The following is a 13,017-nucleotide window of genomic DNA, read 5'->3' as shown; positions in this document are numbered from 1 at the left end:
TGTCGTGTCAGCCGGCGCGGCGGGCGTCGAGCAGCGAGCGCACATGCGCCTCGATCTCGGCGTCGTCGACGTAGCCCATGCCGGCGTACTGCGACGGCGCGGGGGCCTCCACGCGAGCGACGCGCGCCACGTCGATCGAGGGCGGAGCGGCCTGTGCCGCGCGCTGACGCTTCGCCTCGTCCACCGCGGCGCGGCGCAGGGCCGCGCGCGCCTCCTCGGCGGCGACGATGGCCGCAGCCTGCGATCCGGCCGAGGCGGTGAGGGGTTTGGGCAGGGTGCGGGGCTCCCAGGTCGCGGATGCCGCGGCATCCGTCACCGGCACCGGCACCCTCTCGCTCACGACGGGTGCCGACACGACGGGTGCGGCCTCGACGCGGCGCGACCGGGTCGCGAGCATCGCGATGCGCTGCAGCACGAGCAGGGACACGGCGAAGACACCTGCCGCCGCCCAGAGGTAGATCTGCGTGCCCGCGGTCAGCAACTGCCAGACGCCGACGCCGGCGAGCGCGAGCGCGGCGAGCACGAACGTGGAGGCGACCACGCGCGCACGACGGCGTCGCGCGGCCGGCCGCATGCGGGCGGCGAGTCGGTCGGCGCGGGCGCGCTCGGCGGCGTCCTCGCGCTCGGCCTTCAGGAGGGCGCGCGTCTCGTCCAGCTCGCGCTGGGCGCGCACCGCCTCGAGCTCCTGCTGCTCGGCGATCGTCTTGCGGGCGAGGCGCTGCTGCGCGTGGCTCGCGCGAGCGCCGAGCTCGATGCGCACCTCGTCAGGGGTGTCGCTCGTCTCCGCCAGGATGCGCAGCGCCTGACCCAAGCGCACGGCATTGCGCTCGGCGGCGTTGTATCGGTGCGTGGAGTGCCAGGAGGGCACGAAGTACAGCAGCCACAGGGCAGCCGCGACGAGCACGATCACTCCGCCACCCAGCCACTGCCCGTCCATGGCACCACGGTAAGGGAGAGTGCTGCCGCTCCCCCGTCACGCGCGCGCGTGTCGAGCCGGAGCAGTCAGGGCTCGAGTCGGTCCTGCGGAGGGATGTCGGCGGCATCCTGCGGGGCACGACCCGCCGCCCACCGGGCGAGCACTCCCTCGGGGACGTCCTCACGGACGAGCGCGAACGCGTAGTGGTCGCGCCAGTCGCCGTTGATGTGGATGTAGCGGCGGCGCAGCCCCTCGTAGCGGAACCCGAGCTTCTCGACCACCCGAAGGCTCGCGTGGTTCTCGGGCCTGATGCAGATCTCCATGCGGTGCAGTCGCAGCTCGGTGAAGCAGATGTCGGTGGCCATCGCGACCGCGGTCGGGGTGATGTCGTGCCCGGCGAACTGCTCGCCGATCCAGTAGCCGATCGTCGCCGAGGCCAACGATCCCCGCGCGACGCCCCACACGTTCAACTGGCCGACGACCTCGCCGTCGTACTCCATCACGAACGGCACGCCCTGGCCGTCGCGGTACTGTTGCAGCAGCCGGCGCACGCCGACCCGCATGTCGAGCGACACGATGCCGTCGGGGCTCGTCGCCTCCCACGGGCGCAGCCACGACCGATTGCCGAGCAGGAGGTCCTGCAGGGCGCGCGCATCGCGCTGGCGAACCAGCCGGAGCCCGATGGCTCCGTGCTCCCGCGGAATGTTCAGGTCCACGCCGGCGACCCGATCGTCTCGTGCGCGGCCGTCACAGGGTCGCGGCGAAGTCCTTGACCCAGGAGCGCAGCGACGGGCCCAGGTCGTCGCGGTCGCTCGCGAGCTGCACGATCGCCTTGATGTAGTCGAGCCGGTCGCCGGTGTCGTAGCGGCGTCCCCGGAAGATGACGCCGTAGACGCCCTGCGCCGGGTTGGCGGCGAGCTCTTCGAGCGCGTCGGTGAGCTGGATCTCATTGCCCTTGCCGGGCGCCGTGCGCTCGAGGATCTCGAACACGTCGGGGCTCAGCACGTAGCGCCCGATGACCGCCAGGTTGGAGGGGGCATCCTCCTTCTTCGGCTTCTCGACGAGGCCGGTGACCTTCACGACTCCGGCGTCCTCCGTCGGCTCGACCGAGGCCGCGCCGTAGAGGTGGATGCTGTCGGGGTCGACCTCCATGAGCGCGATCACCGTCGCGCCGCGCTTGTCGTACTCGCGCAGCATCGTGGTGAGCAGCGGGTCGCGCTCGTCGATGAGGTCGTCGCCCAGCAGCACCGCGAACGGGTGGTCGTCGACGTGCGCCTTGGCGCACAGCACCGCGTGGCCGAGGCCCTTCGGCTCGCCCTGGCGCACGAGGTGGATGTTCGCGAGGTCGCTGGAGTGCTCCACCTTCGCGAGCTTGTCGAGGTCGCCCTTCTCGCGCAGCTTCTGCTCGAGCTCGGGCACCGAGTCGAAGTGGTTCTCGATGTTCGTCTTGTTGCGCCCCATGATGATGAGCACGTCGTCGATGCCCGCACCGGCCGCTTCCTCGACCACGTACTGGATGGCCGGCTTGTCGACCACCGGCAGCATCTCCTTCGGCATGGCCTTCGTCGCCGGAAGGAAGCGAGTGCCCAGACCCGCAGCGGGGATGACAGCCTTGAACGGCTTGTGCGCAGACATGGGCCGATCCTATCGGCCACCCTGCCTACAATCGTGACCATGACCGACCCCGTCGATACGCAGAAAAGGGCCCTGCGCGCGGAGCTGCGCGAGCGCCGCGCCCAGCTGCCGCAAGCGGCTCGGGATGCCGCGGCCCAGGGGGTCTCAGACCAGCTCGACGCCCTCGTGGCATCGGTCGACGCCCACAGCGTGTCGTGCTTCATCTCCACCCCGACCGAGCCGGGAACCCGCGACTTCCTGACCGCGGCGGTACGGCGCGGCATCCGGGTGCTGCTTCCCGTGACCCGCGTCGACGGACTGCTCGACTGGGCGGTCGCCACCGACGACGAGAACGTCGCCGAGGGTCTGTTCGGGCTGCCGGAGCCGACCGGCGAGCTGCTCGGCCCGATCGCGGTCAACGACGTCGACCTCATGATCGTGCCGGCTGCCGCCGTCGACGGCACCGGGATGCGACTCGGCTGGGGTCGTGGCTACTTCGACAAGACGATCGGCTCGATGGAGAAGTGCCCGCCGGTGTACGCGGTCGTCTTCGACAGCGAGATCCTCGACGAGGTGCCGCGCGACCGGCACGACGAACCCGTCGACGGCGTCGTCACCCCCACCCGCACCATCACGTTCGCGGCCGCGCGCCGCTGAGGAAGGCCTCACTCCATGCCCACCTACGCCTATGCCTGCACGCAGTGCGGTCACCGCTTCGACGCCGTGCAGTCGTTCTCCGACGCCTCTCTCACCGAGTGCCCCGAGTGCGGCGGGCTGCTGCGCAAGGACTACCGGTCGATCGGCGTCGCTTTCAAGGGCAGCGGCTTCTACCGCACCGATTCGCGCTCGGGATCGAGCGCGAGCGGCGCGGAGAGTGGCGGGTCGACCAGCGCTTCGCCATCATCGGACTCGAAGACGTCGTCTTCGGCCGCTCCCGCGGCCTCTTAGTCGCCTCCCCCGGGGCAAGTGAGGAGATCACGCGTGATCAAGGGCTTCAGAGATTTCATCCTTCGCGGCAACGTCATCGAACTGGCCGTCGCGGTCGTCATCGGTACTGCGTTCACCGCCATCGTCAATGTGATCGTCGCCTCGGTCATCAACCCCCTGATCGGGCTCCTCTTCAAGGCCGACAGCCTGAACGACGCGCTGGCGGTTCCCGTGCCGACCCTCGGCGGCGGCGAGGTCACCTTCGCCTTCGGCGCGGTGATCGGCGCGATCATCAACTTCCTGGCCGTGGCGGTCGTCGTCTACTTCGTCTTCGTCTTCCCGATGAACTCGTTCAAGGAGCGCGCCGACGCACGCCGCAAGATCGGTGCGGAGCCCGAGGCCGAAGAGGCGCCGCTGCCCACCGAGACCGAGCTGCTGGTGCAGATCCGCGACTTGCTCGAGAAGCAGCAGTCGAAGGCCTGAGCACCCGACCGTCGCCTCAGTAGTGCGGCGGCACCTCACGCCGCATCCGCTCGTCGTTCGGACCGTCGTCCGACCGGGCGGGTGCGGCGTCGTCGTTCGCGGATGCCGCGGGCTCGCCGCTCGTGCCCGGCGCCGCCGTCAGTCGCGCGCGCCGCGCACCGCGCACCCGCACGACGCGCTGGCGCTCGTCGTCCGCCCCGCTCACCGGCTCACCCGAGGTCGTCGAGCGGCGCGGTGCGTGCCTCTTCGATGACGGGTGCTTCGCCGGTGCCCGGCGCGATGCCGAGCATCGCCGCGATACGGGTGGCGACACCCGCGGGGTCGCTGTAGAGGTCGAACGCATGCACACGGGCGTAGTGCCAACCCAGGCGACGCAGGATCTGCGGGCGCAGCCGCAGCGACTCGCGCAGCGAGTCCCCCTGGGTCTCGGGGTCGCTCTCGACGACCACGGCCTTGCCCTCGTGGTGGGCGACGAGGGTGAGCAGCCCGCGGTAGTGCACGTCGACCGCGAGGCCGCGGGCGCGCAGCTCGCGAGCGAGCACCTTCGTCAGCGGGTCGGCGAGATCCTCCAACACGGCGTGACGGGTGCGGTCGGCGATACCGCCGAGGATCGACATGAGCGTCGCCGCACCGTGCGCGAGCCGCCCTTCGTCGAAGGCGGTGGGCCGGATGCACGAGACGATCACCATCGAGCGGCGGGCACGGGTCATCCCGACCGTCAGGAGGCGTTCGCCGTCGGGGGTCGACAGGTCGCCGAAGTCGCTGAGCACACGGCCGTGGCGGGTGAGTCCGAAGCCGAGCGAGAAGACCACGCGGTCGCGGCTCTCGGCGACGGACTCCTCGAGGGTGAGCACCGCGAACGGCTCGGCGGTGTCGCGGGAGAGGAAGTCGGCGACATCCGAGCGACCGGCGAACGCGGCCTCGACCGCCGCGCGCACCCGCTCGGCGTGGCGCTTGGAGGCCGTGATGACCATGAGCGACTCGGTGCCGCGGTTGATCGCATGCTCGGTGACGAGGGTCACGACGCGGGCGACCTCGACCTCGGGACTCTCGACGGCACCCGAGATGGGATCGGGTGTGCCGACGCCGCCCTCGACGTAGTCCACGCTGAGGCTGCCGCGTCCGAGATAGGAGCCGGCCCACGGCAGCGACGAGATCTCGCCGCCGTAGAACGCGTCGTTGACGAGGCTCGCGAGGTCCTCGCCGCCGGCGCGGTAGCTGCGGGTGAGCGTCTCGACGTCGACGAGTCCCTCGGCCCGGTCGAACAGCGACGTCTCGTCGAAGGGCTCGTCGAACTCATCCGCCTCGACCGCGGCCGCCGACCCGACCGTGAACGGCGTGGGCTTCTGCGTGACGGGGTCGCCCACCAGCACCAGCTGACGGCCGCGGCGGATGGCGGGGGCCGCCTCGGCGAGGCAGAGGGCCGCCGCATCCGCCACGATCACGACGTCGACGTCGGGAACGTCGCGCAGCAGCGGCACGTCGTACGGGGTCGCCAGCCACACCGGTGCGAGCGTGCGCATCAGGCTCGGGGCGGTGCGGGCCAGCGCGCCCGCGCTGTTCACGCCGTCGCGCAGCGCCTGCTTGAGCGCGACCGCCTCGTCGTGCTCGTCGACGAGCGAGATGCGCCACTGAGTCGCCAGCTGCGCCGCCAGGAGCGGGCCGGATGCCGCGGCGTGCGCCTCGTCGACCAACCGGAAGTCGCGCTCGAGACGATCGACGACCGACGTGTTCGCGCCGAGCAGCGCCCGGTCGGTGCGCAGCAGGTGCTCGAGCGCCGACTGCCACCAGGCGAACTCGAGCTCGGCGCCCACCTGGCCCTCGGGAACGTGACGCACCGAGAGGTCGGTCATCAGCGGCTCGAGTCCGCCGCGCGCGAGATCGGTGCGGATGCCGGCTCGCTCGACCAGGTTGTCGAAGTACGCCGACTCGGCCGCGAGCCCCGCCAGGGTGCGCAGCAGCTGAGGCAGCGGAAGGGCGGCGAGGCGGTGGGCCTCGTCACGCTGCAGGATGCGGTCGAGGTCGCCGAGCTCGGCGTCGACGTGCTGCCACGCGACGTGCACGTCGGCGAGCCCCACCGGAACCTCGGGGATGACGCCCGCCTCGGTGAGCCGCGCCCACTCGGTGCGCTGCTGCTGGATGCGCAGCAGCGCCTCGTACATGTCGGTGACGTGCGCGCCCGGTCGCACGTACTCGCGCGACAGCTTCTTCAGGCGGCGACGGTTCGCGCTCGACATCCCGACGTCGCGACGGGGCGAGTGGGCGGCGATGAGCTCGACGAGCGGCCGGTCGAACACGGTCGGCGTGAAGCGCTCGAGCGACTGGCGGATGCCCTGCAGCAGCCGCAGGAACTCGCCCAGCTCGTCGATCGTGCGGAAGGGACGCATCCGCGTCTGCGCGATGAGTTCGTAGCCGCGCTCGAGCAGGCTCGGCACGGCCTGACGGCTGAGCTTGCCCGCCAGGGCGTGCGCGTCGCGCGCGGCATCCGTGGTCGAGAACGTCACGCCGTACCACGGTGAGTCGTCGGGGCCGAAGCGGAACTCGCCGAGACGTGCGACGGCGCGCAGCTTCTCGGCCGCCGCCTGGCGCTTGTCACGGAGGCGCTCGAGGGTGGCCACATCGAAGCGGGCCGACGTCGACGGGGCAGGCGAGAGCTGCGCGAGGCGGGTGAGCTCCCGCACGATGTCGAGGGCGGTGACCCCCAGTGACGGATGGTCGACGGTGAGGGCGCCGCGGTAGTCGCGCAGCACCGTGCGCAATCGCAGCAGCGCGTCGTCGATGTCGGCCACCTGCGGCGCGGTCGACTTCTCGTTGCGTCCGATCGCGCGGATGAGGTCGCGCCGCACGTGGCGCGGAGAGATGGCGAGTGCGTCGAGACCGATGCCGGCGAGGCGATGGCGGATGCCGTCGAGCGTCGAACGGCGGGCGCTCACGACCAGCACCCGCTTGCCCTGGCGCACGAGCACGCCGAGGGCGTTGATGACGGTCTGGGTGCCGCCGGTGCCCGGCAGGGTGTGCACCGCGAGCGAGTGCCCCGCGCCGATGCGGGCGAGCACGCGCTCCTGCTCCGCGTCGGCGTCGAGCAGCAGTAGGTCGGCGGACGGCGCGCGCTCGTCGGGGCCGACCTGCGCGGGAAGCTCCCGCGGAACGCGCAGACGGTCACGCGAGACGGGCTCGCCGAGCAGGGCGTCGAGGGCGAGATGACCTGTCTCGGGGATGTCGCGGGCCAGCGCCGAGCCGACGTCGGCGAAGTTGGAGACCACCAGGCGCGGCTTCACCGTGTACGACGGGATGTGCGCGGTGAGCGCCCGCAGGTGGTCGATGACCGGCTGCGGCTTGAAGACGCCGTCCTCGATGGCGAGGGCGGCCAGCGCGGCACCGTCGAGCCGGATGCCGAAGTGGGTGCCGAGGGCGGCGACCAGCTCGGGGTTGACCACGAACGATCCGTGGAGCTTCAGCTCGAAGTCGGCCTGGTTGCGGCGGATCGCGACCGGGCGCAGCAGGACGGGTGCGATGCAGACCAGCCCACCGATGCGCCACGACGCCATGCCGACGGCGAGGAAGACGCTGTCGAGGCCGCGCGCGGTGCGCAGTTCGACGTGCTTGGTGGTGACCCGCGCGCCGGCGATGCGCGCCGTGCGGCCTGCGACCTCGTCGCGGAACAGATTCGACAGGAGCGTCGCCCGACCGGTCAGGAACTGCGGGAGGCTCCCGGGGTGGGCCTTGGTGATGTCGATACCGCTCTCGGCGGTGTCGTCGTAGTGCAGCAGGGTCGACCGCCCGCCCACGAGCGTCGCCTGCGCGCGCAACCGCGCACGAGCCTCGTCGAGGGAGAACACATCGGATGCCGCGGCCACCGCCTCCGGCTGTTCCTCACCGCGCGCCGCGATGCTCTCGCTCGCCGTCGCCGTTCTGTCGCCTCGCCACACACGGTCACCATACGGGCGCAAATCCGCGGTTCCCGGCATTCCCGGCGGGTTTCGCGGGATTGGCGACACGCCGCACGGCGCCTCCTCCCCCGCGCGCCGACGAGCGGCAGCTCCCTCAGACCGAGCGGTCGGATGCCACTCCCCTGTCGCCGCTCGTCATGATGGAGCCATGACGGACCCGACCTTCTCGACTCACCCGACACCCGTCGGCGAAGTGCTCATGGTGCACACGTCTGAAGGGCTCGTCGCCCTTGAGGTGCTGCACCGACCGCTCGATGTCGCGATCGCCGAGATCTCGCTCGCGCTTCACGCCGAACCGGTGCACGACGAGCGACCCGCCGCCGAGCTCACCGCATGGCTCGACGGATACTTCGACGGCGGAAGCGACCCGTGTCGGCTCGCTCTCGACTGGCGCCTCACCGACGGCTTCACCCGCGAGGCCCTGCAGGCCGTCGGTGACATCCCCTACGGCGAGACGGCGAGTTACGGCGAGGTCGCCGTGATGGCCGGTCGCCCGCGCGCTCACCGCGCGGTGGGAACCGCGTGCCGGCTCAGTCCGTTCTCGATCGTCGTACCCGTGCACCGCGTCGTGCGCGCCGACGGCTCGATCGGCGATTACGGCGGACATCCCGAGATCAAGCAGCAGCTCATCGATCTCGAACGCTCCCGGGCCGGCGCGTCCGTGTAGGCCGGCCGCCGCCCGGGCTCTTCTTCGACGTCGTCGCCATCTACGTCGACGTCGGCGACAGCGCACAGACCGCCGTGGACTCTTTTCACCCCGCGCGCGATTCTGTGGCGCTTCCGCGACAAGAGTCGAATTCACGCATTCGGCACGGCACATGCATTTCGGTCCTTCCGATGGAGCGACGGGCGGCGGGCGGCATCCGCCATTCCTCCGGAATATCCGCGTCGTCGAATGGGGGAACATCACGGCCGGCGCATTCACTCAGCCGCCGAAACTCGCGGTATTCCGGGGGCTACGGACGGCAGCGCCGCACCGTCGACGGTGATCACGCGGGCGGTCGTGTCGAGATCGATGGATTTTCTGACATTTCGGGCGCGTCGCCGAATAACACGAGCAAAGAACGTACTGTTATGACCATGGCTCGCAGAATTGTGCATCAACTCGTCGACGATATCGACGGAACCGTCCTTGAAATCGGCGAGGGAGAGACCGTGAATTTCTCTCTCGATGGTCGCGCATATGAACTCGACCTCTCCGACGCGAACGCCGCGGCATTCCGCGACATCCTCGCCCCGTACGTGAGCGCCGGCCGGTCGACATCGACGTCGTCGGCATCCGCGGGCGCCCGCAAGCGGAAGTCGGCCGGAGCGCAGCGCGACTACACCGCGATCCGCGCGTGGGCCGCAGCGAACGGCTTCACCGTCTCCGAGCGCGGGCGCGTTCCCGCTCAGGTTCTCGACGCGTACGACGCCGCACACTGACTCCACCCCACGAACGCCGGGCCGCACGAGGTGCGACCCGGCGTTCGGCGTTCGCGCCGCGGCATCCAGGTTCCCGACAGCACATTCACATGCGGTAGATAAGCGCACGCCGTCACGATGAGGCGGTGTCACGCCGTTCGAAGCCCGTCTCCCGTCGAGTGATCATCCGCCGCCGGATCATCTTCAGCGCCCTCGCCGTCGTCACGATCGCCGTGATCGTCGCCGCGGTCGGCATCGTGATGACCCTCGCCGACCTGAACGGCATCCACCGATCGGACATCTCGATGCCCGACGGCGGCGTCGCGCAGAACACCGGCGAGGTCAACATCCTCGTGATGGGCCTCGACAGCCGCGTCGATGAGGATGGCAACCCCTACCCGCAGGACATCTACAACGCCATCCACGCGGAGGACGAGAGCGTCGGCGGCTACAACACCAACGTGCTGATGTACATCCACATCCCCGCCGGAGGCGGCCCCGCGGTCGGTGTATCGATCCCCCGCGACGACTACGTGGCCTACGCGAACAAGCCCGCCGGCGTCACGCACGGCAAGATCAAGGAGGACTACGGCCGCACACTGGATGCCTCGTACAACGCGTTGCTCGCGAAGGGCACGCCGAAGGCGACCGCCTACCAGCAGGCGCGCGACGACGCCCGCGAAGCAGAGATCCAGACCGTCTCGCAGTTCCTCGGCGGGGTGCGCATCGACCACTTCGTCGAGGTGACGATGGCGGCGTTCTATCGCGTCGCCCAGGCCGTTCAGCCGATCACCGTCTGCCTCAACCACGCGACCGCCGACTACTACTCGGGCGCGAACTTCCCCGCTGGCGTGCAGCAGCTGGATGCCTCGCAGGCGATGGCCTTCGTGCGCCAGCGCCGCGATACGCAGTACAAGAACGTCTTCCTCACCGACCTCGACCGCACACGTCGCCAGCAGGCGTTCATGGTCTCGCTCGCGCTGAAGCTCAAGCAGACGCAGACCTTCACGAACCTCGGCACGTTGCAGACGCTCATCGACACCGCGAAGCAGTACGTCGCACTCGATTCCGGGTTCGACCTGCTGAGTCTCGCGAGCGACGCGCAGCGGCTGGCCGGAGGCGACATCACGTTCCAGACCCTCCCGATCGAGAAGTTCGGCACCATCGACGGTCAGAGCGTCAACATCGTCGACCAGACGAAGATCGCCGCCATCGTGCAGAACCTCATCAACCCGCCCACCGCCACAGCGACCCCCGCGCCCACGGCGACGTCGAGCTCGACCGCATCCGCCGCGCCCACTCCGGCGCCGACCTCGCAGACCTACACGAACTCGCAGCAGCCCATGGAATCCGGCGTGCTCCCCTGCGTGAACTGACCGCTCATGCCGGCGGGTCGACGACCCGCGTGACGCCGGCGGACGGCGGCGCGGCCGAGGCATCCGCCTGTCGCTCGGCGCGGAGCGCCGCGATCTCGTCCCGCAGCTGCGCGACGAGCTCTGCCGGCACGGGAGGTGCGAGAGAGGACGCCGCCACGCGTTCGATGATCCACGAGGCGATGGTCGCGGTCACGACGCCGATGAGCGCGATGCCGCCCACCATCAGCGCGATCGCCACGATGCGACCGGTGGTCGTCACCGGGTAGTAGTCGCCGTAGCCGACCGACGTGATCGTCGTGCACGCCCACCAGATCGCGTCGCCGAACGTGACGATCGGCCCGTGGCTTCCGCGTTCGACGTCGTACACGGCGAGCGCGCTCACGAACACCGTCAGCGCCGTGGTGCCCGCCGCGTACACGATCACGCGCCCCCGCAGGATCGACCCCGTGCCTCGTTGGATCAGCGCGAACACCATGAGGTACCGGATGACCTCCAGCGTGCCGAACATCGGCAGCACGACGACCGCGAGATCGAGCAGATGTCGCACGAACCACCGGCGTCGCTGCTCGGCGAGCACCAGTCGCACGACGTAGTCGACGAAGAAGAACAGCCACGTCGCCACCAGCAACGCGGTGACACCGATCGCGACTCCGCCCGTCGGGCGCGCGAGCACATTGATGGCGTACAGCAGCAGGAAGAGGCTCCCGCCCGCCGTGAGCGGCCACTCCGTCAGTCGCCGCCAGCGTTCATACCGTTCCCCGTACATGCGGCGATTATCGCGCGCCTGCGGATGACCTCGCGTCGTCAGGCGCGGCGGCGCTGCGGCGCGATGAGCACCATCGCCGGGTAGGTGACCGCCGCGACGGCCACGTGCATGACGATCAGCACGAACACCGCCTGGCCGTCCTGACCCTTCCACCAGATCCAGAGATCGGGGGCGAAGGAGACGACGGTCACGATGATCGCGAGCCAGAGATAGAGCCGCGCGGCGCGGGTCGAGAAGAGGGTCACGATCGGCCAGCCGATGCCGGCCCCGATCACGCCGATCGTCGTGAGCTTGGCGTAGTCCGCGAAGGCGTAGTGCTCATAGCCGGCGGTGCGCGGGAACACGATCGGCCCGAGCGCGGCGAGCACGGCGCATGCGGCGATCGAGCCGACCACGGCGACGACGATCGCGATCACCGTGCGCACCGCCGACGGCTGAGCACGCCCCATCGGGAGGTCGAGTCCGAACGGTGCCGTACGCGTCGATCCTGCGCTCATGACAGGTCCCTTCCGTCGCGCCCCGTGCGCGTCCTCGGCGAACGGTAGCGGCGCGGTTCCCAGATGAGACTGAGGATGTCGCGCCTCACTCCGGGGCGGAACCCCCCGCAGCGCCGGGCTCCGGCCCGGCCTCGATCGTGAGTCTGCTCGCCACGTCGCTGCGCGGGATGTGCGCGGCGAGTGCCAGTCGCTGAACGAGGATGTCGCGCACGGCGTCGGGCGGAAGCGTCGAGCGGAACACGACGTGGCCGCTCGGGTGCGGGGTGGCCGCGGCATCCAGGTCCTTCACGGCTCCGAGCAGCTCGGCTGCTCCGAGGGGAGGCTCATCGGGCGACCCGGGAGCGGCGACGCGCACGGTCCACGCGGTCGCCGTTGCGTCACCGGCGAGCCGCGCCGCCGGCCGCGCGACCCGCGAGGAGGGGTTCGTGCGCGCGAAGCGCACGCATCCGATGCCCGTTCCGATGACCGCGGCCACACCCGCGAGGCTGGTGAGGTTCGTCGACAGGTCGCTCGAGATCGGGGCCGCGCCGGTGACGGCGACGATCCCGAGCACCACACGCACGAGCGAGTACAGGGCGTACCCCGCGAATGTGGCGAACAGCGTCGTCGCGCCGGGCCGGCCGCGCATCTCGCGTCGCCGCACGGCGATCGCCACCCCGGCCGTGATCACGACGAGCGCAATCGTCTTGACCAGCACCGAGGTGGCGACCGGCGCCGTGGCCGACGTCATCCACACCGTGAGAAGCAACGCCACCGAGACGGCGGCACGCGCAGTGCGCACCGCTCTCGGTGCCGGCAGCGCGAACCAGATCAGCGCCGGAGCGGTGACCATGGCCACGTCACCGAGGATCAGTGTCGTGAGAGCCGGAGTGGCCGCGTAGAGCAGATAGAGCAGCGTCGACGCGACGGCGGCGACGCCGGCTGCGCCGGCCGCCCGGATGAGCCGCTGCGCATCCGCTGCGGCTCCCGCGGCGCGGGTCGAGGAGGTTCCGACGATCGCGAAGACCACGGCGCTGACGACGAAGAGAACGGCGATGAGCACGACCGTGTCCATGCGTCCCCCTTCGATCCCCCCGCCCGGAAA

The 13,017-nt window shown here is 70.5% G+C and carries 14 protein-coding genes; 6 read left to right on the top strand and 8 right to left on the bottom strand.

Annotated features, from left to right (window positions below):
* Positions 1-7: 7 nt before the first annotated feature.
* From BGO15_RS03505 to galU, 3 genes are all read right to left on the bottom strand, one after another.
* A complete protein-coding gene (locus BGO15_RS03505) occupies positions 8-937 on the bottom strand; it encodes a hypothetical protein (RefSeq protein WP_056210186.1) in 930 nt (309 codons plus the stop codon).
* Between the two features lie 65 nt (positions 938-1,002).
* Complete coding sequence (locus BGO15_RS03500; RefSeq protein WP_056210188.1) at positions 1,003-1,632, bottom strand: GNAT family N-acetyltransferase; 630 nt, start codon at positions 1,630-1,632, stop codon at positions 1,003-1,005.
* 31 nt (positions 1,633-1,663) lie between these two features.
* Entirely contained in the window at positions 1,664-2,551 is an 888-nt protein-coding gene (gene galU, locus BGO15_RS03495; RefSeq protein ID WP_056210190.1) for a UTP--glucose-1-phosphate uridylyltransferase GalU, read from the bottom strand.
* A gap of 39 nt (positions 2,552-2,590) precedes the next feature.
* Between galU and BGO15_RS03490 the strand changes: the two genes are divergently transcribed.
* Genes BGO15_RS03490 through mscL form a run of 3 tightly spaced genes read left to right on the top strand, consistent with a single transcriptional unit; the run spans position 2,591 to position 3,940 of the window.
* Positions 2,591-3,187 carry a 5-formyltetrahydrofolate cyclo-ligase gene (locus tag BGO15_RS03490; protein WP_056210192.1) on the top strand — a complete coding sequence of 199 codons (597 nt, stop codon included), beginning with the start codon at positions 2,591-2,593 and terminating at the stop codon, positions 3,185-3,187.
* Positions 3,188-3,202: 15 nt separating this feature from the next.
* Positions 3,203-3,478, top strand: a complete 276-nt coding sequence (locus BGO15_RS03485) for an FmdB family zinc ribbon protein (RefSeq protein WP_056210193.1) — start codon at positions 3,203-3,205, stop codon at positions 3,476-3,478.
* Positions 3,479-3,511: 33 nt separating this feature from the next.
* Positions 3,512-3,940, top strand: a complete 429-nt coding sequence (mscL, locus tag BGO15_RS03480) for a large conductance mechanosensitive channel protein MscL (protein ID WP_045248598.1) — start codon at positions 3,512-3,514, stop codon at positions 3,938-3,940.
* A gap of 16 nt (positions 3,941-3,956) precedes the next feature.
* Here the strand turns inward: mscL and BGO15_RS03475 are convergent, their stop codons facing one another.
* Complete coding sequence (locus tag BGO15_RS03475) at positions 3,957-4,145, bottom strand: hypothetical protein (protein ID WP_045248597.1); 189 nt, start codon at positions 4,143-4,145, stop codon at positions 3,957-3,959.
* 4 nt (positions 4,146-4,149) lie between these two features.
* Positions 4,150-7,908, bottom strand: coding sequence for an AAA family ATPase (locus tag BGO15_RS03470; protein ID WP_416361449.1), 3,759 nt, complete (start codon positions 7,906-7,908; stop codon positions 4,150-4,152).
* A gap of 130 nt (positions 7,909-8,038) precedes the next feature.
* Between BGO15_RS03470 and BGO15_RS03465 the strand changes: the two genes are divergently transcribed.
* From BGO15_RS03465 to BGO15_RS03455, 3 genes are all read left to right on the top strand, one after another.
* Positions 8,039-8,557 (top strand): methylated-DNA--[protein]-cysteine S-methyltransferase, encoded by a 519-nt coding sequence (locus BGO15_RS03465; RefSeq protein WP_056210195.1) that lies wholly within the window; start codon positions 8,039-8,041, stop codon positions 8,555-8,557.
* A gap of 413 nt (positions 8,558-8,970) precedes the next feature.
* Positions 8,971-9,315 (top strand): histone-like nucleoid-structuring protein Lsr2, encoded by a 345-nt coding sequence (locus BGO15_RS03460; protein WP_056210377.1) that lies wholly within the window; start codon positions 8,971-8,973, stop codon positions 9,313-9,315.
* Positions 9,316-9,440: 125 nt separating this feature from the next.
* Positions 9,441-10,670, top strand: a complete 1,230-nt coding sequence (locus BGO15_RS03455; RefSeq protein ID WP_056519136.1) for an LCP family protein — start codon at positions 9,441-9,443, stop codon at positions 10,668-10,670.
* Positions 10,671-10,674: 4 nt separating this feature from the next.
* Here BGO15_RS03455 and BGO15_RS03450 read toward each other — a convergent pair whose 3' ends face one another.
* From BGO15_RS03450 to BGO15_RS03440, 3 genes are all read right to left on the bottom strand, one after another.
* Positions 10,675-11,436, bottom strand: a complete 762-nt coding sequence (locus tag BGO15_RS03450) for a potassium channel family protein (protein WP_056210197.1) — start codon at positions 11,434-11,436, stop codon at positions 10,675-10,677.
* A gap of 38 nt (positions 11,437-11,474) precedes the next feature.
* On the bottom strand, positions 11,475-11,933 hold the full coding sequence (locus BGO15_RS03445; protein ID WP_056210198.1) for a DUF6069 family protein: 459 nt from the start codon (positions 11,931-11,933) through the stop codon (positions 11,475-11,477).
* Positions 11,934-12,018: 85 nt separating this feature from the next.
* The gene (locus BGO15_RS03440) at positions 12,019-12,987 is read right to left on the bottom strand and encodes a hypothetical protein (RefSeq protein WP_056210200.1); all 969 of its coding nucleotides are present in this window, start codon (positions 12,985-12,987) and stop codon (positions 12,019-12,021) included.
* Between the last annotated feature and the right edge of the window lie 30 nt (positions 12,988-13,017).

This window comes from Microbacterium sp. 71-23 (assembly GCF_001897265.1).
GTDB classification, from domain to species: domain Bacteria; phylum Actinomycetota; class Actinomycetes; order Actinomycetales; family Microbacteriaceae; genus Microbacterium; species Microbacterium ginsengisoli.
This window is presented reverse-complemented; position numbering and strand designations above follow the sequence as displayed.

What these genes read in the sequence shown, in the direction of transcription:
- BGO15_RS03505 (WP_056210186.1), bottom strand. Translation starts at nt 937, where the DNA reads ATGGACGGGCAGTGGCTGGGTGGCGGAGTGATCGTGCTCGTCGCGGCT.
- galU (WP_056210190.1), bottom strand. Translation starts at nt 2,551, where the DNA reads ATGTCTGCGCACAAGCCGTTCAAGGCTGTCATCCCCGCTGCGGGTCTG.
- BGO15_RS03490 (WP_056210192.1), top strand. Translation starts at nt 2,591, where the DNA reads ATGACCGACCCCGTCGATACGCAGAAAAGGGCCCTGCGCGCGGAGCTG.
- BGO15_RS03485 (WP_056210193.1), top strand. Translation starts at nt 3,203, where the DNA reads ATGCCCACCTACGCCTATGCCTGCACGCAGTGCGGTCACCGCTTCGAC.
- BGO15_RS03470 (WP_416361449.1), bottom strand. Translation starts at nt 7,908, where the DNA reads ATGCCGGGAACCGCGGATTTGCGCCCGTATGGTGACCGTGTGTGGCGA.
- BGO15_RS03465 (WP_056210195.1), top strand. Translation starts at nt 8,039, where the DNA reads ATGACGGACCCGACCTTCTCGACTCACCCGACACCCGTCGGCGAAGTG.
- BGO15_RS03460 (WP_056210377.1), top strand. Translation starts at nt 8,971, where the DNA reads ATGGCTCGCAGAATTGTGCATCAACTCGTCGACGATATCGACGGAACC.
- BGO15_RS03450 (WP_056210197.1), bottom strand. Translation starts at nt 11,436, where the DNA reads ATGTACGGGGAACGGTATGAACGCTGGCGGCGACTGACGGAGTGGCCG.
- BGO15_RS03445 (WP_056210198.1), bottom strand. Translation starts at nt 11,933, where the DNA reads ATGAGCGCAGGATCGACGCGTACGGCACCGTTCGGACTCGACCTCCCG.
- BGO15_RS03440 (WP_056210200.1), bottom strand. Translation starts at nt 12,987, where the DNA reads ATGGACACGGTCGTGCTCATCGCCGTTCTCTTCGTCGTCAGCGCCGTG.